This window comes from Enterobacter cloacae complex sp. ECNIH7, assembly GCF_002208095.1.
Classification (GTDB): Bacteria; Pseudomonadota; Gammaproteobacteria; order Enterobacterales; family Enterobacteriaceae; genus Enterobacter; species Enterobacter cloacae_M.
The window spans coordinates 4,609,291-4,635,956 of sequence record NZ_CP017990.1 but is presented as its reverse complement, the minus strand read 5'-3'; the positions used below and the strand labels follow the sequence as shown (position 1 = coordinate 4,635,956).

Here is a 26,666-nt window from a genome sequence, read left to right as displayed (position 1 = left end):
AACCCACTGTTTTTCAGTGGTGGCGCTATAAATGAAAAAAACAATCAGAACATAAGGAAAAGTAATCACGGGTAGCGTGAATGAAATTGCAGTAATCCTGAGTATTTATTCATATAGATAAAAGCCGTCCAGGGCGATTGATCCAGGTCATCGCCGACAGAGGCTAAAAGTGGCAGGCTTGTCCCCTTTCTCCGGGACGGTCTATCAGATTATGCAGTTACAGAAATTAGTCAATATGTTTGGTGGGGATCTTTTGCAGCGGTATGGGCAAAAGGTTCATAAGCTGACGCTGCACGGCGGGTTTAGCTGCCCGAATCGCGATGGCACCATCGGGCGCGGCGGCTGCACCTTCTGTAACGTTGCGTCCTTTGCTGACGAAGCCCAGCAGCATAAATCTATCGCTGAACAGCTTGTCCATCAGGCAAGCCAGGTGAACCGCGCGAAGCAGTATCTGGCCTATTTTCAGGCCTACACCAGCACGTGGGCGGAAGTACAGGTGCTGCGCTCTATGTATCAGCAGGCCGTCAGCCAGACTAACATCGTTGGGCTGTGCGTGGGCACGCGCCCGGACTGCGTACCGGACGCGGTGCTGGACCTGCTCAGCGAGTACAAAGAGCAAGGCTACGAGATCTGGCTGGAGCTGGGCCTGCAGACCGCGCATGACAAAACCCTGCACCGTATTAACCGTGGCCATGATTTCGCCTGCTACCAGCGCACCACGCGCCTGGCCCGCGAGCGCGGGCTGAAGGTCTGCTCGCATCTGATTGTCGGCTTGCCGGGTGAAGGGCAGCAGCACGGCCTGGAGACGCTGGAAAAGGTGGTTGAGACCGGCGTGGACGGCATTAAGCTGCACCCGCTGCATATCGTTACGGGAAGCATTATGGCGAAAGCCTGGGAAGCCGGGCGGTTAAGCGGTATTGAGCTTGAGGACTATACGGTGACGGCGGGGGAGATGATTCGCCACACCCCGCCGGAAATCGTCTACCACCGCATCTCGGCCAGCGCCCGCCGTCCAACGCTTCTGGCACCGCTATGGTGTGAGAACCGCTGGACGGGGATGGTGGAAATCGACCGCTACCTGCAGGAGAACGGCGTGCAGGGGGCGGCGCTTGGCCGCCCGTGGGTTCCCCGTCTAACGGCGACGGCCGCCTAACAGACTTCCCAGCATGCCGCGCACTATCTGATTGGTGACCTGTCTCGCGGCGCTTTTCGCCATGGTTTGTACCACGCCGTCGCGCTTGCCGCCGCGCGGCCCGGTGCTGCCGAACAGGATGTCTTTGAGACCCCCGAGAATACCGTCATCCACGGCGACAGACTGCCCTTTAGCGGCAGGCGCATCTTGGGATTCGGTGGTCGCCTGCACTCCTTTTTGCAGCATCTCGAACGCGGACTCGCGATCAACCTCGTCTTCGTACTTCCCGTAAACCGGAGAGTGGTTAATCAGGCCGTTACGTTCATCGTCGGTAACCGGCCCCATGCGCGAGCAGGGCGCGATCACCATGGCGCGTTCCACCACGGACGGGCTGCCCTTCGCATCCAGGAATGAGATCAGCGCTTCACCGGTGCCTAACGCCTGAATCGCCGCTTCGGTATCAAAGGCAGGATTAGCGCGCATGGTCTGCGCGGCGGCTTTCACCGCTTTCTGATCCTTCGGCGTAAAGGCGCGCAGGGCGTGCTGCACGCGGTTACCGAGCTGGCCGAGCACGTTATCCGGGATATCCGACGGGTTTTGTGAAACAAACCAGACGCCAACGCCTTTGGAGCGGATCAGGCGAATGACCTGTTCAATTTTATCCAGCAATACCTGCGGCGCATCGTTAAACAGAAGGTGCGCTTCGTCGAAGAAGAAGACCAGCTTCGGTTTTTCCAGATCGCCCGCTTCGGGTAACTGTTCGTAGAGCTCAGAGAGCATCCACAGCAGGCTGGCGGCGTAGAGCTTTGGCATCTGGTAGAGCTTCTCGGAGCTCAGAATGTTGATGATGCCTTTGCCGCTGCTGTCGGTGCGCATCCAGTCTTTAATATCCAGCATCGGCTCGCCGAAGAAGTGTTCGGCACCCTGTTGCTCCAGGGTCAGCAACCCGCGCTGAATGGCGCCCACCGAGGCGCTGCTGATATTGCCGTACTGGTTCTGGAAGGATTTGGCGTTATCGCCGATGTACTGCGTAATGGCGCGCAGATCTTTGAAATCAAGCAGCAACAGCCCCTGATCGTCGGCAATGCGGAAGATAATATTCAGCACGCCGGACTGCACGTCGTTGAGGTTAAGCAGACGGGCCAGCAGCAGCGGGCCGAGGTCGGAGACGGTAGCGCGCACCGGGTGGCCTTTCTCACCAAAGATATCCCACACTACCACCGGATTGTTATGCGGCGTCCAGTCCGTGATGCCAATATTCTTCAGCCGTTCAAGCAGTTTCTCAGAGGCCGTACCTTCCTGAGCCACACCGGTTAAATCGCCTTTCACGTCAGCCATAAAGACCGGTACGCCAATCTCCGAAAGCGACTCAGCCAGCTTTTGCAGGGTGACGGTTTTGCCTGTCCCGGTCGCTCCGGTGATCAGACCGTGGCGGTTCGCCATCGCAGGCAGTAAATACAGCTCTTTTTCCAGCGTCCGGGCAATTAACAATGGTGTACTCATGATGCGCTTCCTCTCTTAGTCCTGGGTGGAGTATAGGCAACCTGACCGCAATTTGGTTGAGTAAATTCCTGACTTTGCGGCGCATTATCCAGCGCGGACTATGCTTTTGCATACGGTTCACAAAAATAGTGGGAAACGATGTCCAGATTCTTCTTTAACGATCGCAAACAGCTGGTCAACGATGCCATTGAAGGCATACTGCTTTCTGCGCCACACGCAAATCTCGTCAAACTTGATATCGATCCGGCCATCAGGATCGTCGCACGCGGCGACTGGGACAAAAGCCGCGTGGCGGTGATCTCCGGCGGCGGCTCAGGCCACGAACCCGCGCACGCCGGGTTTGTCGGCAAAGGGATGCTGACGGCGGCAGTGTGTGGCGATCTGTTTGCCTCGCCGAGCGTGGATGCGGTGCTGAATGCCATTGTGGCGGTCACGGGCGATCGCGGCTGTCTGCTGATTGTCAAAAACTACACCGGCGATCGCCTGAACTTTGGCCTCGCGGCAGAAAAGGCCAAACGCTACGGTCTTAAGGTGGAGATGGCGATCGTGGCGGACGATATTGCGCTGCCGGATAACAAACAGCCGCGCGGTATTGCCGGTACGGCACTGGTGCACAAGATTGCGGGCTATGCGGCGGAGCACGGTAAATCGCTAAGCGAGGTGCGGGATATTGCGCAACAGGCCTGCGATAACCTCTGGAGTCTGGGCGTTGCGATGCAAACGTGCAACCTGCCGGGCAGCGACGAGGAAGAGGGGCGCATTAAGCAGGGCCATGTCGAGCTGGGGCTGGGCATTCACGGCGAGCCCGGTGCTTCCGTCGTGGATACGCAGAACAGCAAAGCCATTATCGACACGCTGGTGACGCCGTTACGCGCGCAGGCGGGAGAAGGGCGGTTTGCGGTATTGATTAACAATCTCGGCGGCGTATCGGCGCTGGAGATGGCGCTGCTGACCAAAGAGCTGGCGCATTCGGCGCTGAAAGAGGAGATCGCGTACCTGATAGGCCCCGCGCCGCTGGTGAGCGCGCTGGACATGAAGGGCTTTTCGCTCACGCTGCTTAAGCTCAACGACTTCTTTGAAAAGGCGATTCACGCCGAGGTCGAAACGCTGGGCTGGCAGAAGCCCGTGGCGTTTGCGCCACTGCGCACCGTGGCGCATACCGCCATTCACGATCGCGTGGAATACACTCCGTCGGACAATCTGCGGGTGGGAGAGTATGTCTCCTCGGTGACGAAAACGCTGCTCCAGCTGGAAAACCGACTGAACGCGCTGGATGCCAAAGTGGGCGACGGCGATACCGGCTCCACTTTTGCGCAAGGGGCGCGGGATATTGCGCAGCGTCTGGAGGATCGCAAGCTCCCGCTTGATAACGTATCGACGCTGCTGTTGCTGGTGGGCGAGCGCCTGGCGACGGTGATGGGCGGATCGAGCGGGGTGCTGATGTCGATCTTCTTCACTGCGGCCGGGCAAAAGCTTCACGATGGTCAGCCGCTGCCCGAGGCATTGCTCAGCGGGCTGGCGCAGATGAAGCAGTACGGTGGGGCAGATCTCGGCGATCGTACCCTGATCGATGCGCTGCAGCCGGCGCTGGAGGCGTTGCTGAAAGGCGATATCGAGGCAGCGGCGCAGGCCGCACAGCACGGTGCCGAAGCAACGGCGAAAATGGCGAAAGCCGGCGCGGGACGTTCATCGTATGTGAATAAAGAGAATCTGGATGGGGTAATGGATCCCGGTGCGGTCGCGGTGGCTGAGGTGTTTAAGGCCCTGGTAGATGCAAAACGGTAACGACCGTTACCGTTTTTAGTGTGTACGCCCTCTCCCTGTGGGAGAGGGTTGGGGTGAGGGCATCAGGCCGCACATTCCCCGCCTATGTCACATCAAAAATCCGCTTTCAACACCACGCGGTAGCGGGCTTTGCCGTCACGCACGTGCTGGATCGCTTCGTTGATTTTCGACATCGGATACAGTTCAGTGGTCGGGGCCACTTTGGTGCGTCCGGCAAACTTCATCAGCTTGCGCAACTCAAACGGCGTACCGGTCGCGGAGCCTGACACGCTGCGATCCCCGCCGATCAGGGTAAACGCCGGAACCGGCAGCGGCTTCATCACAGCACCTACGGTATGGAAGTTACCGCCGTAGGCCAGCGCCTCAAAGTACGGCTGCCAGTTGAGATCGACGTTAACGGTGTTGATGATCAGGTCAAACTGCCCAGCCAGCGCGTTAAGCGCTTCAGGATCGCGGCTGTTCACGACTTTATCCGCACCCATCGCCAGCACTTCTTTCTCTTTCGCCGGGTTCGAGCTGAATGCCGTGACTTCACAGCCCATCGCGTGCAGCAGCTTGATAGCGATATGGCCCAGACCGCCAATACCAATCACGCCCACGCGGCTGGTGGCGGTGATATGGTGCATCAGCAGGGGTTTGAAGACGGTGATACCGCCGCACAGCAGCGGACCGGCGGATTCGATATCAATGCTGTCCGGCAGCGGGATCACCCATTGCCAGTCGGCGCGCAGTTTGTCGGCAAAACCGCCTTTGTTCAGAATGGTGGGAACGGCGCCTTCGAGGCAGTTGATCTGATTACCGCTGATACAGGCGTCACAGTGGCCACAGCTGCGTGCCGTCCAGCCAATGCCCACGCGCTGGCCCACTTTCAGCCCTTTGTCCTGCGCGGCGCTACCGAGCGCCACGACGCGGCCAATAACTTCGTGCCCGGCAACCAGCGGATAGCTGGAGAAGCCCCATTCGTTATCGATCATCGAGAGATCCGAGTGGCAGATCCCGCAGTAATCAACCTGTACTTCGACGTCTTCTGCTTTTAGTTCGCCGGCATCGTACTCGTACAGCTCAAGTTCTGCACCCGCCTGCGGTGCGGCGTAGCTTTTTATCTTCGACATCGTGTTTCCCCCGTTGTGGTGTGAACTGAGAGTGTAGAGCATTCAGTTTACAGCCGCTTAACAGAAGAGGGCAGGAACGAAAGTTACAGACTTTTCAGCATTCTGACTTCGCAATCAACGTGGCCGGTACAGCCCAGCGGTGCATCGATATGCTCAAAGCCCAGATGTTCATACAGGCCGATGGCCTCTTTGAGGAAAGCGGTTGTTTCAAGGTAGCAGCGTGTAAAACCCTGCTTGCGCGCGTGGTCCAGCGCAATCAGCGCCAGCTTTTTTGCCAGTCCTTGCCCGCGCGCCGTTGGCAGGAAATACATTTTCTGTAGTTCACAGATATCCGGCTCGCTGCAGCTGAGGGGCGCTACGCCGCCGCCGCCCACCACCTGGCCGTTCTGCTCGATTACCCAGTAGGCATGCCCTGGCTGGCTGTAGAGCTGGTAAAGCTCGTCCAGGTTCGGGTCAGCAACCGTGTAGCCTTTGTCAGCCGTCAGGCCATATTCGGCAGAAACGGTGCGGATAACGGCGGCGATTGCCGGGTTATCCTGCTCAGCGATCCGGCGCATCGTCGTCGCGACGGGGGTAATCACGCTCATAGCATTACTCATAACAAAAATTGACACATAACTGCTGTTAATAGCACCGCAGAAAGGGGAGTGCAAGCGAGGAGTTTTCAGGAAGGTTACCCCTTACGCCCTGAAGCGTAAGGGGTAAAAGCATTACAGGGCTGCGATAACCGCCTGCTGCTCGATCAGTTTGGTCTTCGCATCGGCGAAAGCAACCAGACGCTCGCGCTCTTTCGCGATGACCGCTTCCGGCGCGCGGGCCACAAAGCCTTCGTTCGCCAGCTTGCTTTCGATTTTGCCAATTTCCACGTCGACTTTTGCCACTTCTTTCGCCAGACGAGCCAGCTCGGCGTCTTTGTCGATCAGGCCCGCCATCGGGATCAGCAGCTCGGCACCGTCGATGATTTTGGTCACGGAAACCGGACCTTTGTCATCCGCAGGCAGCACGGTGATGCTTTCCAGACGCGCCATGGTCTTCAGGAAAGTGTTGTTCTCAGTGACGCGACGAACGACCGCTTCGCTGCAGCCACGAAGCAGCAGCTCCAGCGGTTTGCCAGGGGCGATGTTCATTTCAGCACGGATGTTACGTACCGCAACGATCGCCTGTTTCAGCCACTCGGTATCCGCGGACGCCGCTTCATCAACCTTGGCCGCATCGAATTCCGGGAACGGCTGCAGCATGATGGTATCGGCGTTGATGCCCGCAATTACCTTCACGCGCTGCCAGATGGTTTCGGTGATAAATGGAATGACCGGATGCGCCAGGCGCAGCAGGCCTTCCAGAACGGTAATCAGCGTGTTGCGCGTGCCGCGTAGTTCCGCCTCAGTGCCGCCGTTCATCACCGGCTTCGCCAGCTCCAGATACCAGTCGCAGAACTGGTTCCAGGTGAATTCATACAGAATGCCCGCCGCGATATCGAAGCGGTAGCTGTCCAGCGCCTCGCGGAACGCTTTCACCGTCTGGTTGAATTCCGCCAGGATCCAGCGGTCTGCCAGAGACAGCGTCATCTCGCCGCCGTTGAAGCCACAGTCCTGATCTTCGGTATTCATCAGCACGAAGCGGCTGGCGTTCCACAGTTTGTTACAGAAGTTACGGTAACCTTCCAGACGCTTCATGTCCCAGTTGATGTCACGACCGGTTGAGGCCAGTGCCGCCAGGGTGAAGCGCAGGGCGTCGGTACCGTGAGACTCGATCCCGTTCGGGAACTGCTTCTCGGTGCGCTTGCGGATTTTCTCAGCCAGCTGCGGCTGCATCATGTTGCCGGTACGTTTTTCCAGCAGATCTTCCAGAGAGATACCGTCAACCATATCCAGCGGGTCAATCACGTTCCCCTTGGACTTGGACATCTTCTGGCCTTCATCGTCGCGGATCAGACCGGTCATGTAGACGGTATGGAACGGAACCTGCGGCTTGCCGTCTTCGTCTTTGATGAAGTGCATGGTCATCATGATCATGCGGGCAATCCAGAAGAAGATAATGTCGAAGCCGGACACCATCACGCTGGTTGGGTGGAACTGACGCAGTGCGTCGGTGTTTTCTGGCCAGCCGAGGGTGGAGAAGGTCCACAGCGCGGAGGAGAACCAGGTGTCCAGAACGTCTTCGTCCTGACGCAGCGCAACGTCCGCGCTCAGGTTGTTTTCCTGACGCACTTCGTCTTCGCTACGGCCAACGTAAACGTTGCCTTCGTTGTCGTACCACGCCGGAATACGGTGACCCCACCACAGCTGACGGGAGATACACCAGTCCTGAATGTCGCGCATCCAGGAGAAGTACATGTTTTCGTACTGCTTCGGCACGAACTGAATGCTGCCGTTCTCAACCGCTTCCACAGCCGGTTTCGCCAGCACGTCGGCACGCACGTACCACTGGTCGGTCAGCATTGGCTCGATAACCACGCCGCCACGGTCGCCGTACGGCACGGTCAGATCGTGAGGTTTGATCTCTTCCAGCAGGCCGAGCGCGTCAACGGCAGCCACGATGGCTTTACGCGCGGCAAAACGCTCCAGCTTCTGGAACTCAGCCGGGATGTCGCTGGAGTAAACGTCGGATTCGTTGCCTTTGGTGTCGTACACTTCTGCGCTTTCGCGGATATCACCGTCGAAGGTCAGAATGTTGATCATCGGCAGGGCGTGACGACGGCCGACTTCATAGTCGTTGAAGTCGTGTGCAGGGGTGATTTTTACGCAGCCGGTGCCTTTTTCCATGTCGGCGTGTTCGTCGCCCACAATCGGAATACGGCGGTTTACCAGCGGCAGCACCACGAATTTGCCGATCAGATCTTTATAACGCGGATCTTCCGGGTTAACGGCTACGCCGGTATCGCCCAGCAGGGTTTCCGGACGGGTGGTCGCGACCACCAGGTAATCTTTACCGTCGGCGGTTTTTGCGCCATCGGCCAGCGGATAGCGGATGTGCCACATGGAGCCTTTAGACTCGCGGTTTTCCACTTCCAGGTCAGAGATGGCGGTGCGCAGTTTTGGATCCCAGTTTACCAGGCGTTTGCCGCGGTAAATCAGGTCTTCTTTGTACAGGCGGACGAAAACTTCTTTAACGGCGTTGGACAGGCCTTCGTCCATGGTGAAGCGCTCGCGCTCCCAGTCCACGGAGTTGCCTAGACGGCGCATCTGACGGGTAATTGTGCCGCCGGATTCCGCCTTCCACTGCCAGATTTTGTCGATGAACGCGTCGCGACCGTAGTCGTGGCGGGTTTTTCCTTCTTCAGCGGCAATTTTACGCTCAACTACCATCTGGGTCGCGATACCCGCGTGGTCAGTCCCCGCCTGCCACAGGGTGTTTTTACCCTGCATGCGCTGGTAGCGGATCATGGTGTCCATGATGGTCTGCTGGAAAGCATGACCCATATGCAAACTGCCGGTGACGTTCGGCGGCGGGATCATGATGCAGAAGGACTCTTTGCTTTCGTCGCCGTTAGGCTTGAAATAGCCCTGCTGTTCCCAGTGCTCGTAAAGCGGCTGTTCGATATCGCGTGGGTTATATGTCTTTTCCATTATTTCCAGGTTGCCGTATTCAGGTTAAAACCAGCCAGGCGGTACGCTTTATAGCGTTCGCGCGCCAGTTGTTTCAAAGATTCTTCGTAAGGGACAAAGTCTACCACTTCTGTGAAAGCGGTGGCAAAATCTGCAAAATCTATCCGCAGGCTAATCAGAATATCGCGCGCGCTGCTGTTGCGCTTTTGCGGCCAGGCAATTTCAACCGGTGCACCGCCGCGCGGGCCTTCGCCCGACAGGTTATGCGGCACAAAACTCTCCGGCGGGCGCGCCCACAGCGCTTCATCCAGGCGAATCGCCTGCTGTTCATCTTCACAGGCAATCAGAACGCGTTTACCTGCGCGCCAACGTTCTGCGGCAATTTCACACACCAGCTGTTCTACGGCGCTGAGGCCATCCTGATGGGTGTCGTTGTCCAGAAGGTAGAACGTTGCATTCTTCATATATGGGGCTTCTTGTGCTCACTTTAAATGCTTAAGCCGGGCGGCGGCTTCGCCTTACCCGGCCTACGGTTTACTGCCGTTTTGACTTACTCGTCGCCGTTAAAACCTGCGCGGTTCAGCAGGAACTGCGACAGCAGCGCCACTGGACGACCGGTTGCGCCTTTAGCTTTACCGGAGCGCCATGCGGTGCCCGCGATATCCAGGTGCGCCCAGTTGTACTTGCGGGTGAAGCGTGCCAGGAAGCAGCCCGCGGTGATCGCCCCGCCAGGACGTCCGCCAATGTTCGCCATATCCGCAAAGTTAGACTCCAGCTGATCCTGATACTCGTCACCCAGCGGCAGACGCCATGCGCGGTCCCCGGCCTGCTCTGAGGCACCAATAAGCTCGTGCGCCAGCGGATTGTGGTTCGACATCAGGCCGGTGATGTGGTGGCCCAGCGCAATCACACAGGCTCCGGTGAGGGTAGCGACGTCAATCACCGCTTCCGGCTCGAAGCGCTCAACGTAGGTCAGCACGTCACAGAGTACCAGACGGCCTTCGGCGTCGGTGTTCAGCACTTCAACGGTCTGGCCGGACATGGTGGTCAGAACGTCACCCGGACGATAGGCGCGCCCGCCAGGCATGTTTTCGCAGCCCGCCAGAACGCCGATCACGTTGATAGGCAGCTGCAGTTCCGCGACCATGCGCATCACGCCGTAAACCGCCGCCGCACCGCACATGTCGTACTTCATCTCATCCATGCCTTCGGCAGGCTTGATGGAGATACCGCCGGAGTCGAAGGTCAGGCCTTTACCGACGAGCACAATCGGGCGCGCGTCTTCGGATGGATTGCCTTTGTACTCGATGACGGACATCAGGGATTCGTTCTGCGAGCCGTTACCGACCGCCAGGTAAGAGTGCATCCCCAGCTCTTTCATCTGCTGTTCGCCGATGACGCGGGTAATGACGTTTTTGCTGTAGGCGTCGGCCAGCTGACGCGCCTGAGAGGCCAGGTACGCCGCGTTACAGATGTTAGGCGGCATGTTGCCGAGATCTTTGGCCGCTTTAATGCCGGCTGCGATCGCCAGACCGTGCTGGATCGCGCGTTCGCCGCTGGTCAGCTCGCGACGGGTCGGCACGTTAAAGACCATTTTACGCAGTGGACGACGCGGCTCGCTTTTATTGGTCTTCAGCTGATCGAAGCTGTACAGGCTCTCTTTTGCCGTTTCAACCGCCTGACGCACTTTCCAGTAGGTGTTACGTCCTTTAACGTGCAGTTCCGTCAGGAAGCAGACGGCTTCCATTGAGCCGGTATCATTCAGCGTATTGATTGTTTTCTGAATCACCTGCTTATACTGACGTTCATCCAGCTCGCGTTCTTTGCCGCAGCCAATCAGCAGAATACGTTCTGACAGTACGTTCGGAACATGGTGCAGTAACAGCGTCTGCCCAGGTTTGCCTTCCAGTTCGCCACGGCGCAGCAGGGCGCTAATATAGCCGTCACTGATTTTATCGAGTTGCTCGGCGATCGGGGAGAGTCGGCGTGGTTCAAAGACGCCCACAACGATGCAGGCACTCCGCTGTTTCTCCGGGCTACCGCTTTTTACACTGAACTCCATGCACTACGCTCCTGAATCTTAAAGACAACGGCGGCAGCTACGGATAGAATTGAAACCTTTCGTAACTCATGTCCGCTGTTGTGGTGACTTCGTGTTAATCTTACGTTACTACGGTTTCGACACGTCAGAAAAAGTCCTGAAGCGTGAATCCGCCGGATGTTTTAATCTTAGCGATGATTTCGACGACTCAAGAGAATAAATGACGTTTAAGCCATGAAACAAGCGATTTTCCAGCAAAGAGACGGGTTTTTACGGGCGTATTTAAAGTGATAATCATAAGATATCTGGTGCGGGAGACGCTCAAAAGCCAACTGGCGATCCTCTTCATCCTGCTGCTGATTTTTTTCTGTCAGAAGCTGGTTAAGATCCTCGGTGCGGCCGTTGACGGCGAAATTCCAACTAATCTGGTGCTTTCCCTGCTTGGTTTAGGGATCCCGGAAATGGCGCAGCTCATCCTGCCGCTAAGTCTTTTCCTTGGCCTGCTCATGACGCTTGGGAAACTCTACACCGAGAGTGAAATCACGGTGATGCATGCCTGTGGTCTGAGCAAAGCGGTACTGGTGAAAGCGGCCATGATACTGGCGCTGTTCACGGGTATTGTCGCGGCGGTGAATGTGATGTGGGCGGGTCCCATGTCTTCCCGTCATCAGGACGAAGTGCTGGCCGAAGCGAAAGCCAACCCCGGCATGGCAGCCTTAGCTCAGGGTCAGTTCCAGCAGGCGACCGACGGCAACTCCGTGCTGTTTATTGAGAGCGTTGACGGCAGTAAATTCAACGACGTATTCCTGGCGCAGTTACGTCCCAAAGGTAACGCGCGTCCTTCCGTGGTGGTTGCAGACTCCGGTCAGCTTGCTCAGCGCAAAGATGGTTCTCAGATCGTGACGCTGAACAAAGGCACCCGTTTCGAAGGCACCGCGATGCTGCGCGACTTCCGTATTACGGATTTCCAGAACTATCAGGCCATTATCGGCCATCAGGCGGTGGCGCTCGATCCAACGGATACCGAGCAAATGGACATGCGTACCCTGTGGAATACCGATACCGACAGAGCGCGCGCTGAGTTCCACTGGCGTATTACGCTTGTCTTCACCGTGTTTATGATGGCGCTGATTGTCGTTCCGCTGAGCGTGGTGAACCCGCGCCAGGGACGCGTGCTCTCTATGCTGCCGGCGATGCTGCTTTACCTGATCTATTTCCTGCTGCAAACCTCGATTCGTTCTAACGGCGCGAAGGGTAAGCTGGACCCTATGGTCTGGACATGGTTCGTCAACAGCCTGTACATCTTACTGGCGCTGGGATTAAACCTGTGGGATACGGTGCCTGTGCGCCGCATACGTGCCCGATTCTCGCGTAAAGGAGCCATCTAATGCAGGCGTTTGGCGTTCTTGATCGCTATATCGGTAAAACCATTTTTACCACCATCATGATGACGTTGTTCATGCTGGTGTCGCTCTCCGGCATTATCAAATTTGTCGATCAGCTGAAAAAAGCCGGGCAGGGGAGCTATGACGCGATGGGCGCGGGGATGTATACCCTGCTCAGCGTGCCGAAAGATGTGCAGATTTTCTTCCCGATGGCGGCCCTGCTGGGCGCGCTGCTGGGGCTAGGAATGCTGGCGCAGCGCAGCGAGCTGGTCGTTATGCAGGCCTCGGGCTTTACCCGCATGCAGGTTGCGCTGTCGGTCATGAAAACCGCGATCCCACTGGTGCTGTTGACCATGGCGATTGGCGAGTGGGTCGCGCCGCAGGGCGAACAGATGGCGCGTAACTACCGTGCGCAGGCCATGTACGGCGGCTCGCTGCTCTCGACCCAACAAGGTTTATGGGCGAAAGACGGTAAAAACTTCGTCTACATCGAACGGGTGAAGGGGAATGATGAACTGGGTGGGGTCAGCATCTATGCTTTCGATGACCAGCGCCGTCTGGAGTCAGTCCGCCACGCCTCTTCGGCGAAATTTGACGCCGAACATAAACTGTGGCGTTTGTCCCAGGTCGATGAGTCTGACCTGACCGATCCGAAACAGATCGCCGGTTCTCAGACTGTAACCGGTACGTGGAAGACCAACCTGACGCCCGATAAGCTCGGTGTTGTTGCGCTGGACCCTGACGCGCTCTCCATCAGCGGTTTGCACAACTATGTGAAATATCTGAAGTCGAGCGGGCAGGATGCGGGACGTTATCAGCTCAACATGTGGAGCAAGATCTTCCAGCCAATGTCCGTGGCGGTGATGATGCTGATGGCGCTGTCGTTTATCTTCGGCCCGTTACGCAGCGTGCCGATGGGCGTGCGCGTAGTGACCGGTATCAGCTTCGGCTTTGTGTTCTACGTGCTCGATCAGATCTTCGGTCCGCTGACGCTGGTTTATGGCATTCCGCCGATAATTGGTGCGCTGCTGCCAAGCGCAAGTTTCCTCCTGATCAGCCTCTGGCTGCTGTTGAAACGCTCCTGATCGATCTCTCCTCGCTTCCGGTTAACCGGGAGCGAGGCTAATCTCCTGTTTCACCCCGCACTTTTTCTCACAACCTTCAACGCCTCGCCCTGAATTTGAGTATTATTGAGCGATAAAGTCGTGAAGGGATCCTCTATGAAGCAAATTCGAATGCTTGCCCAGTATTACGTCGACCTGATGATGAAGCTTGGGCTGGTGCGTTTCTCCATGCTGCTTGCGCTGGCGCTGGTCGTTCTGGCCATTGTCGTGCAAATGGCCGTCACCATGGTTCTGCATGGTCAGGTCGAGAGTATCGACGTTATCCGCTCCATATTCTTTGGCTTGCTCATTACTCCCTGGGCGGTCTATTTCCTTTCCGTGGTGGTTGAACAGCTGGAAGAGTCCCGTCAGCGCCTGTCAAAACTGGTCGATAAACTGGAAGAGATGCGCGAGCGCGACCTGAAGCTCAACGTCCAGCTTAAAGACAACATTGCGCAGCTGAATCAGGAGATTTCAGATCGTGAGAAGGCGGAAGCCGAGCGTCAGGCCACGCTGGAGCAGCTGAAAATCGAAATGAAAGAGCGCGAGGTCACGCAGATCCAGCTTGAGCAGCAATCCTCTTTCCTGCGGTCGTTCCTCGATGCTTCGCCGGATCTGGTGTTTTACCGTAATGAAGATAAAGAGTTTTCCGGCTGTAACCGGGCGATGGAGTTGCTCACAGGGAAAAGCGAGAAGCAGCTGATTAACCTGAAGCCGCAGGACGTTTACTCTGAAGAAGCGGCGGCCAAGGTCATGGAGACGGACGAAAAAGTATTCCGCCATAACGTCTCGCTGACCTATGAACAGTGGCTGGATTACCCGGACGGACGCAAAGCCTGTTTTGAGATCCGTAAGGTGCCCTACTATGACCGCGTGGGGAAACGCCACGGCCTGATGGGCTTTGGCCGCGATATCACCGAGCGTAAGCGCTACCAGGACGCTCTGGAGCGCGCCAGCCGTGATAAGACGACCTTTATCTCCACCATCAGCCACGAGCTGCGTACGCCGCTTAATGGCATTGTCGGGCTGAGCCGTATTCTGCTGGATACCGACCTGACCGCAGAGCAGGAAAAATACCTCAAGACTATCCATGTCTCAGCGGTCACGCTGGGTAATATCTTCAACGATATTATTGATATGGATAAGATGGAGCGCCGTAAAGTTCAGCTTGATAATCAGCCTGTTGATTTCACCAGCTTCCTTGCCGACCTCGAAAACCTGTCCGGCCTGCAGGCGCAGCAGAAGGGACTGAGTTTTGTCATGGAGCCAACCCTGCCGCTGCCGCATAAAGTGGTGACTGACGGCACGCGTCTGCGCCAGATCCTGTGGAACCTTATCAGCAACGCGGTGAAATTTACCCAGAAGGGGCAGGTGGCGGTGCGCATCCGCTATGACGAAGGCGACATGCTGCACTTCGAGGTGGAGGACTCCGGGATAGGTATTCCGCAGGAGGAGCAGGACAAAATTTTCGCCATGTACTACCAGGTGAAGGACAGCAACGGCGGGAAACCGGCGACCGGAACGGGCATTGGCCTGGCGGTCTCTAAACGGCTGGCGAAGAGTATGGGTGGCGATATCACCGTTGCCAGCCAGCCGGGTAAAGGGTCAACCTTCACGCTGACGGTCCATGCGCCGGCGGTGGCGGAAGAGGTTGAAGACACCTTTGAAAACGACGACATGCCGCTGCCCGCGCTGCACGTCCTGCTGGTGGAAGATATTGAGCTGAACGTGATTGTGGCGCGCTCGGTGCTGGAAAAACTGGGCAACAGCGTGGATGTCGCGATGACCGGTAAGGCCGCGCTGGAGATGTTTAAACCGGGCGAATACGATCTTGTTCTGCTGGATATTCAGCTGCCGGATATGACCGGGCTGGATATTTCTCGAGAGCTGACGCGTCAGTACGCGGCCGACGAACTGCCGCCGCTGGTGGCGCTGACGGCGAACGTGCTGAAAGATAAAAAAGAGTATCTCGATGCCGGTATGGACGATGTACTCAGCAAGCCGCTGGCGGTGCCTGCTCTGACCGCCATGATTAAGAAGTTCTGGGATACCCGTGATGAAGAGGAGAGCACCATGACGTCTGCTGATAGCGCAAAAGCCCAAACGATACTCGATACCGCGATGCTGGAGCAGTACATCGATCTGGTCGGCCCGAAACTGATTACCGATGGTCTGGCGGTGTTCGAAAAAATGATGCCGGGCTATCTGAGCGTGCTGGAATCAAACCTGACCGCCCGGGACCAGAAGGGCATTGTCGAAGAAGGACATAAAATTAAAGGTGCGGCCGGCTCGGTCGGCTTACGCCATCTGCAGCAGCTGGGTCAACAGATTCAGTCGCCTGATTTACCTGCATGGGAAGATAACGTGGGTGATTGGGTTGAAGAGATGAAACAAGAGTGGCAAAACGATGTGGCGGTGCTTAAAGCCTGGGTCGACGCCAGAAAAAAATGACCCCGGCTTAACCGGGGTGCGCGAATACTGCGCCAACACCACGGAAATCGTGGCTGCGCCTGTTTTATAAAGTTATTTTCGAAAGGGCGCTGCCTGAAAAATTTAGGCCGCACGCAGATAAGATAGCAAATCTTAAATGGTTTGTTACATGAATCAGTGAAATGTGTGAAGCATAGCGTTTTAATCAAAATTATTAATGTGCTTCAGCAAGTTGCAGAAAAGGATTGTCATGATGAAAAAGATTGGTGTCGTGCTGAGCGGATGCGGTGTTTACGATGGTTCTGAAATACATGAAGCCGTAATCACGCTGCTGGCCCTGGCTAAGCAGGGAGCAGAGGTTATTTGTTTTGCGCCGGACAAAAATCAGGCGGATGTGATTAATCATCTGACCGGCGAGCCGATGGCGGAAACCCGTAATGTACTGATTGAAGCCGCGCGTATTGCGCGAGGTGATATCCATCCTCTTATTCAGGCAGACCCTACAGAGCTTGATGCGCTCATTGTGCCGGGTGGGTTTGGGGCGGCCAAAAATCTCAGTACCTTTGCTGCGCAGGGAGCGGAGTGTCAGATCGATCCTCATCTTAAAGCGCTGTCGCAGGCCATGCATGCGGCTGGAAAACCGCAGGGCTTTATCTGCATCGCGCCGGCAATGCTGCCCAGGATTTTTGATTTCCCGCTGCGGCTGACTATCGGGACGGATATTGATACCGCGGAGATCGTGGAGGAAATGGGGGGCGAGCACGTTCCTTGCCCGGTTGATGACATTGTGGTTGATGAAGATAACAAAATTGTCACCACGCCAGCGTATATGCTGGCGAATAATATCGCTGAGGCGGCCTCAGGTATTGAAAAGCTGGTGGCTCGCGTGCTGGTGCTGACTGAATGAGGCGTAAATTTGCCGCAGGCGCAGGAGTGAAACGTTTTCTCTTGCGCATCGTACTTGTGCTGGCGGTATTCTGGGGAGGCGGGCTGGCTTTATTCAGCATTATGCCGGTTCCGTTCTCTGCCGTTATGGTTGAGCGCCAGCTTAGCGCGTGGTTCAGCGGCGATTTCGGCTACGTTGCCCACTCTGACTGGGTGAGCATGGACGAGATCTCACCGTTCATGGGGCTGGCGGTCATCGCGGCGGAGGACCAGAAATTCCCGGAGCACTGGGGGTTCGACGTGGCGGCCATTGAGAAGGCGCTAGCCCATAACGAACGCCATGAAAACCGCGTGCGCGGTGCGTCAACCTTGTCGCAGCAGACGGCCAAAAATCTGTTTCTGTGGGATGGTCGAAGCTGGTTGCGAAAAGGGCTGGAAGCGGGGTTGACCCTGGGAATGGAAACGGTCTGGAGCAAAAAACGCATTCTGACCGTCTATCTCAACGTCGCTGAGTTTGGCGACGGTATTTTTGGCGTGGAAGCTGCCGCACAGCGGTATTTCAATAAGCCAGCCAGCCGTCTGAGCATGTCAGAAGCGGCGCTACTGGCCGCTGTGTTACCGAACCCTATCCGCTTTAAGGCCAGCGCCCCATCAGGGTACGTGCGAAGCCGTCAGGCGTGGATTATGCGCCAGATGAATCAGCTGGGTGGAGAGGGGTTTATGCAGCGTAATAATCTTATGTAGAGCGGGTAAGCGCATCGCTACCCGCCTGAATAGCAGACCTTAATCTTCGTCGAACCCTGCGTTAAACAGGGCAATCACCGCCGCCAGAGCTTCCTCTTCCTGAGGACCGGTGGCTTCAACCTCAATCTGGCGCCCTTTGGCGGAATCCAGCATCAGCAGCGCAATCACGCTGTTTGCTTCCGCTTCGGTACCTTCGTCATTCCGCAGCAGAACCTCGGCATCGAAACCCTGCATCAGCTCGAACAGCTTCATCGCCGGGCGTGCATGCATACCCAGCTTATTGGTGATCTCAACGGTTTGTTTTACGGTCATGTTTTACGTTTTTCCAGCGTGCGATGACGGGACTGAACGTTATTCCCGCGCGAGCGGAAATAGTCGGCCAGCTGTTCGGCGATATAAACCGAACGATGTTTACCGCCGGTACAGCCAATCGCCACCGTCAGGTAGCTACGATTGTTTGTCTCCAGCATAGGTAACCATAGCTCAAGGTAGCTTCGCGTCTGGTAGATAAAATTGTGTACTTCTGTGTGCCGGTCGAGGAACGCCGCCACCGGCTTATCCAGACCGGTCATTGGACGCAGCTTCGGATCCCAGTGCGGGTTCGGCAGGAAGCGCACGTCGAAAACGTAATCCGCATCGATTGGAATACCGTGCTTAAAGCCGAAGGATTCGAACACCATCGTCAGTTCGCGCTCGCGTTTACCCAACAGCCGGGTACGCAGCATTTCCGCCAGCTCGTGAACGGACATCTCAGAGGTGTCGACAATCAGGTCGGCACGAGAACGCAGCGGTTCCAGCAGGTCGCTCTCTTCATCGATAGCGCTCTCCAGAGAGAGGTTCTTGCTGGAAAGCGGGTGCAAGCGACGGGTATCGCTGTAGCGGCGGATCAGCGTATTGCGGTCTGCATCAAGGAACAGCAGCTGAGGCGAGAACGCGTCAGGCAGGTTGCTCATGGCCTGTTCGAAGATCTCTGGCGATTCAGGCATGTTGCGAACGTCGATACTGACGGCGGCAGAGGTTTGTCTCTCCGCCAGCGTGCGGGCCAGGTCGGGTAACAACACGACCGGCAGGTTATCGACGCAGTAAAAACCCATGTCTTCCAGGGCGCGCAGAGCAACGGATTTCCCCGACCCTGAACGGCCACTGACAATCATCAGCACCATGTTCCGTTTCTCCTCAGGACAACAGATGTGAAGGCCATCTCCTGGTTACGCATCATCCTGATTGCCTTCTGCTTCAGTGATAATTTGATAGAGCTCTTCATCACTTTGGGCCGAGCGCAGTCGACGGCAAATGGTTTTATCGGCCAGACGTTTTGCGACCAGCGACAGCGTATGCAGATGGGTTTTTGTCTGGTCAGCGGGCACCAGCAGCGCGAAGAGGAGATCGACGGGCTGGTTATCAATGGCATCGAAAGCGATGGGTGTTTCAAGCTGCACAAACACACCAACGGCACGCAGGGTATCCTCTTCCAGTTTGCCGTGCGGGATCGCGATGCCGTTGCCGATACCGGTACTGCCCATTTTTTCACGGGTCAGAATCGCTTCGAACACCACCTGCGGCGGCAGGCCCAGCTGTTTGGCAGCCAGTTCACTGATGATCTCCAGCGCACGTTTTTTGCTCTGGCAGTGAACCGCACTGCGGGTACATTCCTGGTTAAGGACATTGCTCAGTTGAAGAGCGGAATCGTTGTTCATCATAATTTCACCTAAGCGCTAACTGTACAAATGGCCTGTTGTGTTTCACAACAGGCCGTCCTGCACCCGTTAACTGCCCGGACAATTAGTGTTGTTTCAGTTTATCTTTATGTTTATTGAGCTGTCGTGCAAGCTTATCAATCAAGCCGTCGATAGCAGCGTACATGTCTTGCCCTTCCGCACTGGCATGCAGTTCACCCCCGTTAACATGCAGGGTGGCATCCGAGATATGAGTCACTTTCTCCACTTTCAACACAATATAGACCTGATTGATCCTTTCGAAATACTGCTCGAGTTTTGCAAACTTCGCGTTCACGAAGTCGCGTAAAGCCTCAGTAATTTCGACGTTTTGTCCAGTGATGTTGAGCTGCATAGTGTCTTCCTTATCGGTTGTGTCAGACCAGCTGTTTACGCTGGTTGGACGGCGGAATGGATAAAGACTCTCGATACTTCGCAACAGTACGACGTGCCACCATAATACCCTGATCGGACAGCATGGTGGTTAACTTACTATCGCTTAGTGGCTTCGCGGGGTTCTCCGCGGCGATCAACTTCTTCACCAGGGCACGAATGGCCGTTGACGACGCTTCGCCGCCGCCCTCGGTATTCACATGGCTGGAGAAGAAATACTTAAGCTCAAAAATACCGCGTGGACTGTGCAGATACTTCTGCGTGGTGACACGGGAAATGGTTGATTCATGCATCTCGACGGCCTGGGCGATATCCGCCAGTACCATCGGTTTCATATACTCTTCGCCCTGCTCAAAGAACGCCTGCTGCTGTTCGACAATACAGCGGCTGACGCGTAGCAGCGTATCATTTCGGCTCTCCAGACTTTTGATCAGCCATCGCGCTTCCTGAAGATTGCTGCGAATATATTGATTGTCGGAGTCGTTACGCGCGCTGGTGCACATGGAGGCATACTGCTGGTTGATTTGCAGGCGAGGGATGCTGTCTGAGTTCAGTTCAACGACCCAGCGGTCATTGTGTTTTCTGACCAGCACGTCCGGGATGACGTACTCGGGCTCGCTGGTCTGGATCGACTGTCCCGGGCGCGGATCGAGCGACTGGATCAGATTCACCGCTTCTTTCAGCACCTCTTCCTTCAGGCGCGTGACGCGCATCAGGGAGCGGAAATCGTGGTTGGCCAACAGATCCAGATGATCGCTGATGATTAAGCGCGCCTCGTCGATCCATGGCGTCTCTTTACTGAACTGAGAAAGCTGGATCAGCAGGCAGTCGCGCAGATCTTTTGCGGCCACGCCTACCGGATCGAAACGCTGGATGCGCTTCAGAACGGCTTCGACTTCCTCAAGCTCAATCTCGTCGTCGCCCATGCTTTCCAGAATATCGTCCAGCGTGACGGTCAAATAGCCGGTGTCGTCAACGGCATCGACAATGGACGTGGCAATCGCGCGGTCGGTATCGGAGAAGGGGGTGAGTTCCACCTGCCACATCAGGTAATCCTGCAGTGACTGGGTGGTTTCGCCCTGATATACCGGTAGCTCATCATCCTGGTAGTCTGCACGCGTACCGGAAGGGGTTCCAGCGGTGTAGATTTCATCCCAGCTGGCATCCAGCGGTAGCTCGTCGGGCATCTCTTTTTGTTCGAGTGCATCCGCAGTGTCGAGCGCTTCTGTATCCTGTGACTGCTGAGTATCTACCTCGTCATGAAGATCGGTTTGTTCCAGCAGGGGGTTGCTGTCCAGCGCCTGCTGGAGCTCCTGCTGAAGTTCTAACGTGGACAGCTGCAACAGGCGAATTGCCTGCTGTAGCTGCGGCGTCATCGCCAGTTGTTGGCTGAGCCTTAATTGCAAACCTTGCTTCATGTTCAGAGCATTTTTCTCCGGTTCGGCGTTACGTTACCTCTACCCTATCAGAGTCTGAAGTCTTCCCCAAGATAGACGCGCTTAACATGATCGTCTTCGAGGATCTGCTGCGGCGTACCGTGGGCGATCAGGTTGCCCTGGCTCACAATATACGCGCGTTCACACACGGCCAGCGTTTCACGGACGTTGTGGTCGGTGATCAGTACGCCAAGCCCGCTGTCACGCAGGTGTTCAATGATGCGTTTAATGTCGATAACCGAGATCGGGTCAACGCCGGCAAAGGGTTCATCCAGAAGGATAAATTTCGGGTTTGCAGCCAGCGCACGCGCAATCTCAACGCGACGGCGTTCACCCCCGGAGAGTGCCTGACCGAGGCTGTCGCGCAGATGCTCAATGTGGAACTCTTCCATCAGCTCGTTGGCACGATCCTGACGCTGCTCGCTGGTCAGATCGTTACGAATTTGCAGGACCGCCATCAGGTTATCGTAAACGCTGAGACGACGGAAAATGGAAGCTTCCTGCGGCAGGTAGCCGATCCCGCGACGCGCGCGCGCGTGCAGCGGCAGAAGGCTGATGTCTTCATCGTCAATGATAATGTTGCCGGCATCGCGCGGCACAATGCCAACGACCATGTAGAAGGTGGTGGTTTTACCCGCACCGTTAGGGCCGAGCAGCCCTACAATTTCGCCGGAGTTGACGGTCAGACTGACATCTTCTACGACACGGCGGCCCTTGTAGGCCTTCGCGAGATTTTTTGCAGTTAATGTTGCCATAACGAATTAGTTACTCTTCTTCTGTGCCGGGGCCTGGCCTTTGCCTTTGTCCTGCAGCTGCGACGGAACCAGTACGGTCGTGACGCGTTTGCCTTTCTCGCTGGAAGCCTGCATTTTTTGCTCTTTCACCAGATAGGTGATCTGGTCGCCGGTAATGTTGCTGTCCAGCTGTTCCAGATACGCGTTTCCGGTCAGGATGACCAGGTCCTTCGCCAGCTCGTAGTGCATATGCGAGGCGTGACCTTTCACCGGCTTGCCGTTGTCCTGCATCTGGTAGAAGGTTGCCGGGTTGCCGTAACCATCAATGATCTCTTTGCCCTGCTCGCCACCCGGACGGGTCACGACCACTTTGTCGGCGTTAATTTTGATGGTGCCCTGAGTCATGACAACGTTACCCGTGAAGGTGACGACGTTGCCCTGCATATCGAGAGACTGGGTATCAGACTCGATATGGATCGGTTGGTCGGTATCGCCCGTTACAGCAAGCGCGGGGAGACTGGTCGCCAGCATCGCGCTGGCGATAATTACTTTAAGGCTGAGTTTGTTTGTTTTGAATTTCATAGGAGGTTCTAACCTTTTCAATCAGCTCGGCGTTCTTGCTACGTAAGTTCCCGCGCATTCTCAAACCGCTGGAATTAAATGTTGTGCCATACAGTGTGACCAGATCCTGCGAGGTCACGTCCTGGGTTACCAGGTTAATCTGGGCATTATCCGTCGTAATTTTTCTCAGTTGCGAGTCAGCGGTCAGGGCGTTGACTTCAACGTGACCATACAGATAAAGCATACGGTCATTTGTCAGTTTTGCCCGATCTGACTTAATTGACCACGTCGGCACTTTGTCCTTATCAAATGTGGTCATGACAGGCTGGGTAAACCACGAAATACCGTCATCTGAAAAATATTCAACATGCTGGGCAATCAGGCGATAGTTCAGTGCGCCTTCCGGGCTGTAGACCACGGTGTCGCTGTGATCGCTTTTATAGGTTGGATCGTTATTGTTGACCACTTCCGTTTGCGTATCGTCGCGATCGGCAAGGTTCACGCCAATCAATACCAGTGCGACAAGCGAAAGCAAAATGATAATCCAGCGTCTGGTTTTACTCATATCGATTGCCCTTTGGCCTCATCAAGCTTGCCCTGCGCCAGCAAAAGCAGATCGCAGACTTCACGTACGGCACCACGGCCCCCGTTGATGTGGGTGACATAATCAGCGCGCGGGATCAGCAGCGGATGCGCATCGGCAACGGCGATGCTCAGCCCGACTTCAGCCATCACGGGCCAGTCAATCAGATCGTCTCCGACGTAGGCCACGTTTTCCGGTGCGATAGCCAGTTTACCCAGTAAATCCTTAAACGCTGCCATCTTATCGGATTGACCCTGATACAGATGGGTAATTCCTAAGGTTTCACAGCGGTCTTCTACCAGTTTAGCTTTTCGCCCGGTGATGATAGCCACCTCAATACCCGAGGTGAGCGCACAGCGGATACCGTAGCCGTCGCGAACGTTAAACGCTTTCAGCTCTTCACCATTATTGCCCATGTAAATCAGGCCATCGGAAAGTACGCCATCCACGTCCAGGATGAGCAGACGAATGTTTTCCGCCTTCGCCATCATCTGGGTGCTGACCGGTCCATAACAGGTTGCAAGGGATGCACCCGCATTACTCATTGTCTTATCCTTCATTACACTACGCCTGCGCGCAGCAGATCATGCATATGTACCACACCCAGCAACTGGTCGCCATCGGCAACCATCACTGAGGTAATGTGACGGGACTGCATCAGGTTCAGCACATCCACCGCCAGCGTACCCGGACGGACGCGGATACCGCCCGGCGTCATCACGTCGGCAATGCCGAGCGTGCGGACATCTACACCCATGTCGAACACGCGACGCAGGTCGCCATCGGTGAAGATCCCCTGAATTTTCATCAGACCGTCGCACACGACCGTCATACCCAGATTCTTACGGGTGATTTCCAGCAGCGCATCACGCAGGGAGGCTTCTTTACTGACGTGAGGGATCTCATCCCCGGTGTGCATAATATCGTTAACCCGAAGCAGAAGCTTGCGCCCCAGCGCACCGCCGGGGTGGGAAAGTGCGAAATCCTCCGGCGTAAAACCGCGGGCTTCGAGCAGCGCGACGGCAAGCGCATCACCCATGACCAGCGCGGCCGTGGTGCTGGACGTCGGCGCCAGGCCGAGCGGACAGGCCTCCTTGGGCACTTTCACGCACAGGTGAATATCCGCCGCCCGCGCCATGCTGCTTTCCGGACGGCTGGTCATGCAAATAAGCGGCACCTGCAGTCGCTTCAGTACCGGGATCAGCGCCAGAATTTCATTGGACTCCCCGGAGTTGGACAGCGCGATGACGATATCCTGCGGCGTGACCATACCCAGGTCACCGTGCGCGGCTTCCCCCGGATGTACAAAGAAGGAAGAGGTTCCGGTGCTGGCAAACGTTGCCGCCATTTTGCGTCCAATGTGGCCGGACTTACCCATCCCCATCACCACGACTTTGCCGGCACAGTAGAACATCTTCTCACATGCCAGACTAAAATCCTGATTAATGTACTGATCTAACTGCGCCAGACCTTCACGTTCAATCTCCAGAACCTCTTTGCCTGCTTTCTGAAAGTCAAAACCCGGCTGCAATTCTATTTGCGACATAATGCGTTTCCGTTTACCCAGAGAGAAGAGGCGAGAGCCAGTACAGCATCGCCATCCATACGATAAATCCACCCGTCAGCAGCGCGCCTGCGCCTTTGCCGATCTGTCGTTGCCGCCGCCAGCAGAGCAGGGCAAATATCACGCTGACCAATAACATCACACCGTAGTCGCGTGAGAATGCCAGGGGATTAAAGGGCCCTGGCGTAATCAGGGCCGGCAGGCCCATCACAATGGCGATATTAAATATGTTGGAACCGATGATATTACCTATGGCAATGTCATCCTCACCTTTACGAGCCCCCGCAATGGCCGTGGCCAGCTCCGGCAGGCTGGTACCGATGGCAATCACCGTCAGGCCAATGGTCAGTTCACTGATGGCGAAATAGTTCGCCAGCACCGTCGCGTTATCCACGACCATGCGCGTTGCCATAGGCATGATGATCAGCGCAACGCCAAGCCAGAGCAGGGCAACAGGCAGCGTGCCTTCTCGCGGCAGTTCGGCGACCTGCTCCCGCGTGAGGCTATCCTGACCCTGCTTCTCAGCCAGACGGGCGATTTTAACACTATACAGCAGCCAAATAACGGCCAGCGCCAGCAGGAAAATGCCGTCGCTGTAGCTCAGCACACCATCGTAAAATACGCAGCCTGCCAGCAGGCTTACGATTAACATTAGCGGCAATTCGCGGCGCAGAACATCAGAATGCACGCGAAATGGATGGAGCAGTGCGGCCAGGCCTAAAATCAAGAGTATATTGACGATGTTAGAGCCAATCGCGGTGCCTACTGCCAGGTCTAACTGACCATGCAGCGATGCTGTTACAGAGACGATGATTTCAGGAAGTGACGTTCCCACACTGACAACGGTCATCCCGATGACGACAGGCGGTACGCCCGTCAGGCGACACAGGATAGATGCAGCAAACACTAAACGGTCAGCACTGTAGACCACCAAAAGTAAACCAATTATTAACAGTGCTGTTGCTAAAAGCATCAAAAGTCCTTTCTTCAGGTATACTCGTCGGTCCATCGCACGGGAATGGCTGGACTGCATACAGTCTGAGGCGTAACGAATTCCTAATTTTGACTTTATGCGCCGGAAAAGTAAAACAAATGCCAGCTTTCGCTAACCTCAACGGCTATTATTCTGTAAAAATGCAGAGTTGAGGGCTGATTCAGGCGGCATGCCTTAACGTGAGCAGGGTAATAAAGGAACCATAAATGAGCCAAACGATGGCGAATTTAGTCGATGTTCGCGGCGTGAGTTTTTCTCGCGCCAACAGATTGATATTTGATGATATTTCATTGACCGTACCGCGTGGCAAGATCACTGCCATCATGGGGCCGTCCGGGATCGGTAAAACGACCCTGCTGCGCCTCATTGGTGGGCAAATCCCACCCGATCGCGGTGAAATCCTCTTCGATGGCGAAAACATCCCGGAGATGTCACGCTCGCGTCTGTATACTGTCCGCAAACGCATGAGCATGCTCTTTCAGTCGGGAGCCTTGTTCACCGACATGAATGTCTTTGATAACGTGGCCTATCCGCTGCGCGAGCATACCAGCCTGCCGCCTGAACTGCTGAAAAGCACGGTGATGATGAAGCTCGAAGCCGTCGGTTTGCGGGGCGCCGCGAAGCTGATGCCTTCGGAGCTGTCCGGCGGGATGGCGCGCCGCGCCGCGCTGGCACGCGCCATTGCATTAGAACCTGATTTAATCATGTTCGACGAACCGTTTGTTGGACAGGATCCCATCACGATGGGCGTGCTTGTTAAGCTCATCTCTGAACTGAACAGCGCGCTTGGCGTCACCTGCATTGTTGTATCTCACGACGTACCTGAAGTATTGAGCATTGCCGATTACGCCTATATCGTGGCGGACAAAAAGATCGTCGCACACGGCAGCGCTCAGGCGCTGCAGGAAAATTGCGATCCGCGCGTGCGGCAGTTCCTCGACGGTATTGCCGATGGCCCTGTGCCGTTCCGCTACCCGGCGTGCGACTATCGTGACGATTTACTGGGAATAGGGAGTTAAGC

Annotated in this window: 25 protein-coding genes; 8 read left to right on the top strand and 17 right to left on the bottom strand. The window is 55.9% G+C overall.

Translation table 11 applies throughout. The features are described from left to right. The first annotated feature begins 211 nt into the window (after nucleotides 1–211). Entirely contained in the window at nucleotides 212–1,153 is a 942-nt protein-coding gene (locus tag WM95_RS23115) for a TIGR01212 family radical SAM protein (protein ID WP_103791516.1), read from the top strand. On the opposite strand, the gene WM95_RS23110 is transcribed toward WM95_RS23115, so the two are convergent. Then, nucleotides 1,133–2,635, bottom strand: a complete 1,503-nt coding sequence (locus WM95_RS23110) for a helicase HerA-like C-terminal domain-containing protein (protein ID WP_023309371.1) — start codon at nucleotides 2,633–2,635, stop codon at nucleotides 1,133–1,135. The genes WM95_RS23115 and WM95_RS23110 overlap by 21 nt on opposite strands. Nucleotides 2,636–2,773: 138 nt before the next feature. Here WM95_RS23110 and WM95_RS23105 point away from each other — a divergent pair, with 138 nt between their 5' ends. Further along, nucleotides 2,774–4,420 (top strand): dihydroxyacetone kinase subunit DhaK, encoded by a 1,647-nt coding sequence (locus WM95_RS23105; RefSeq protein WP_063409194.1) that lies wholly within the window; start codon nucleotides 2,774–2,776, stop codon nucleotides 4,418–4,420. Between the two features lie 92 nt (nucleotides 4,421–4,512). Here the strand turns inward: WM95_RS23105 and ahr are convergent, their stop codons facing one another. The 5 genes from ahr to pepA form a co-directional block, all read right to left on the bottom strand. Next, the gene (gene ahr / locus WM95_RS23100) at nucleotides 4,513–5,532 is read right to left on the bottom strand and encodes an NADPH-dependent aldehyde reductase Ahr (RefSeq protein WP_023309369.1); all 1,020 of its coding nucleotides are present in this window, start codon (nucleotides 5,530–5,532) and stop codon (nucleotides 4,513–4,515) included. 83 nt (nucleotides 5,533–5,615) lie between these two features. Continuing rightward, nucleotides 5,616–6,119 (bottom strand): GNAT family N-acetyltransferase, encoded by a 504-nt coding sequence (locus WM95_RS23095; protein WP_059445460.1) that lies wholly within the window; start codon nucleotides 6,117–6,119, stop codon nucleotides 5,616–5,618. A 123-nt stretch (nucleotides 6,120–6,242) separates the two neighbouring features. Beyond that, the gene (locus tag WM95_RS23090; protein ID WP_045355395.1) at nucleotides 6,243–9,098 is read right to left on the bottom strand and encodes a valine--tRNA ligase; all 2,856 of its coding nucleotides are present in this window, start codon (nucleotides 9,096–9,098) and stop codon (nucleotides 6,243–6,245) included. Further along, entirely contained in the window at nucleotides 9,098–9,541 is a 444-nt protein-coding gene (gene holC, locus WM95_RS23085; RefSeq protein WP_008502815.1) for a DNA polymerase III subunit chi, read from the bottom strand. The genes WM95_RS23090 and holC overlap by 1 nt, the downstream gene beginning before the upstream one ends. Nucleotides 9,542–9,627: 86 nt before the next feature. Continuing rightward, the gene (pepA, locus tag WM95_RS23080; protein WP_023309366.1) at nucleotides 9,628–11,139 is read right to left on the bottom strand and encodes a leucyl aminopeptidase; all 1,512 of its coding nucleotides are present in this window, start codon (nucleotides 11,137–11,139) and stop codon (nucleotides 9,628–9,630) included. A gap of 266 nt (nucleotides 11,140–11,405) precedes the next feature. Between pepA and lptF the strand changes: the two genes are divergently transcribed. The 5 genes from lptF to mtgA all read left to right on the top strand — a co-directional run bounded on the left by lptF (nucleotide 11,406) and on the right by mtgA (nucleotide 17,665). Further along, entirely contained in the window at nucleotides 11,406–12,506 is a 1,101-nt protein-coding gene (lptF, locus tag WM95_RS23070; protein ID WP_024906345.1) for an LPS export ABC transporter permease LptF, read from the top strand. Then, nucleotides 12,506–13,588, top strand: coding sequence for an LPS export ABC transporter permease LptG (gene lptG, locus WM95_RS23065; protein ID WP_023309364.1), 1,083 nt, complete (start codon nucleotides 12,506–12,508; stop codon nucleotides 13,586–13,588). Before lptF ends, lptG begins: the two co-directional genes overlap by 1 nt. A 135-nt stretch (nucleotides 13,589–13,723) precedes the next feature. Further along, nucleotides 13,724–16,057 carry an aerobic respiration two-component sensor histidine kinase ArcB gene (gene arcB, locus WM95_RS23060; RefSeq protein ID WP_063409195.1) on the top strand — a complete coding sequence of 778 codons (2,334 nt, stop codon included), beginning with the start codon at nucleotides 13,724–13,726 and terminating at the stop codon, nucleotides 16,055–16,057. Between the two features lie 232 nt (nucleotides 16,058–16,289). After that, nucleotides 16,290–16,943, top strand: coding sequence for an isoprenoid biosynthesis glyoxalase ElbB (gene elbB / locus WM95_RS23055; protein WP_047743546.1), 654 nt, complete (start codon nucleotides 16,290–16,292; stop codon nucleotides 16,941–16,943). Continuing rightward, nucleotides 16,940–17,665, top strand: coding sequence for a monofunctional biosynthetic peptidoglycan transglycosylase (gene mtgA / locus WM95_RS23050; protein WP_023309361.1), 726 nt, complete (start codon nucleotides 16,940–16,942; stop codon nucleotides 17,663–17,665). Before elbB ends, mtgA begins: the two co-directional genes overlap by 4 nt. A gap of 39 nt (nucleotides 17,666–17,704) precedes the next feature. Here mtgA and npr read toward each other — a convergent pair whose 3' ends face one another. From npr to WM95_RS22995, 11 genes are all read right to left on the bottom strand, one after another. Beyond that, complete coding sequence (npr, locus tag WM95_RS23045) at nucleotides 17,705–17,977, bottom strand: PTS phosphocarrier protein NPr (protein WP_003861872.1); 273 nt, start codon at nucleotides 17,975–17,977, stop codon at nucleotides 17,705–17,707. Further along, nucleotides 17,974–18,828, bottom strand: a complete 855-nt coding sequence (rapZ, locus tag WM95_RS23040; protein ID WP_088544983.1) for an RNase adapter RapZ — start codon at nucleotides 18,826–18,828, stop codon at nucleotides 17,974–17,976. The genes npr and rapZ overlap by 4 nt, the downstream gene beginning before the upstream one ends. 45 nt (nucleotides 18,829–18,873) lie before the next feature. After that, on the bottom strand, nucleotides 18,874–19,365 hold the full coding sequence (gene ptsN / locus WM95_RS23035) for a PTS IIA-like nitrogen regulatory protein PtsN (protein ID WP_008501443.1): 492 nt from the start codon (nucleotides 19,363–19,365) through the stop codon (nucleotides 18,874–18,876). Nucleotides 19,366–19,447: 82 nt separating this feature from the next. Next, nucleotides 19,448–19,735 (bottom strand): ribosome hibernation promoting factor, encoded by a 288-nt coding sequence (gene hpf, locus WM95_RS23030; protein WP_008501444.1) that lies wholly within the window; start codon nucleotides 19,733–19,735, stop codon nucleotides 19,448–19,450. 22 nt (nucleotides 19,736–19,757) lie between these two features. Next, nucleotides 19,758–21,191: an RNA polymerase factor sigma-54 gene (rpoN, locus tag WM95_RS23025; RefSeq protein ID WP_023309360.1), complete on the bottom strand. Its 1,434-nt coding sequence runs from the start codon at nucleotides 21,189–21,191 to the stop codon at nucleotides 19,758–19,760. Nucleotides 21,192–21,238: 47 nt separating this feature from the next. Then, complete coding sequence (gene lptB / locus WM95_RS23020) at nucleotides 21,239–21,964, bottom strand: LPS export ABC transporter ATP-binding protein (RefSeq protein ID WP_023309359.1); 726 nt, start codon at nucleotides 21,962–21,964, stop codon at nucleotides 21,239–21,241. 6 nt (nucleotides 21,965–21,970) lie between these two features. After that, nucleotides 21,971–22,525, bottom strand: a complete 555-nt coding sequence (lptA, locus tag WM95_RS23015; protein WP_023309358.1) for a lipopolysaccharide ABC transporter substrate-binding protein LptA — start codon at nucleotides 22,523–22,525, stop codon at nucleotides 21,971–21,973. Further along, nucleotides 22,494–23,069 (bottom strand): LPS export ABC transporter periplasmic protein LptC, encoded by a 576-nt coding sequence (gene lptC, locus WM95_RS23010; protein ID WP_023309357.1) that lies wholly within the window; start codon nucleotides 23,067–23,069, stop codon nucleotides 22,494–22,496. The genes lptA and lptC overlap by 32 nt, the downstream gene beginning before the upstream one ends. Continuing rightward, entirely contained in the window at nucleotides 23,066–23,632 is a 567-nt protein-coding gene (gene kdsC / locus WM95_RS23005) for a 3-deoxy-manno-octulosonate-8-phosphatase KdsC (RefSeq protein ID WP_023309356.1), read from the bottom strand. The genes lptC and kdsC overlap by 4 nt, the downstream gene beginning before the upstream one ends. A 14-nt stretch (nucleotides 23,633–23,646) precedes the next feature. Beyond that, nucleotides 23,647–24,633 (bottom strand): arabinose-5-phosphate isomerase KdsD, encoded by a 987-nt coding sequence (kdsD, locus tag WM95_RS23000; protein ID WP_023309355.1) that lies wholly within the window; start codon nucleotides 24,631–24,633, stop codon nucleotides 23,647–23,649. A gap of 13 nt (nucleotides 24,634–24,646) precedes the next feature. Continuing rightward, nucleotides 24,647–25,624, bottom strand: coding sequence for a calcium/sodium antiporter (locus tag WM95_RS22995; protein WP_032642374.1), 978 nt, complete (start codon nucleotides 25,622–25,624; stop codon nucleotides 24,647–24,649). 227 nt (nucleotides 25,625–25,851) lie between these two features. Between WM95_RS22995 and mlaF the strand changes: the two genes are divergently transcribed. Beyond that, nucleotides 25,852–26,664: a phospholipid ABC transporter ATP-binding protein MlaF gene (gene mlaF, locus WM95_RS22990; protein ID WP_063409196.1), complete on the top strand. Its 813-nt coding sequence runs from the start codon at nucleotides 25,852–25,854 to the stop codon at nucleotides 26,662–26,664. Nucleotides 26,665–26,666 lie beyond the last annotated feature (2 nt).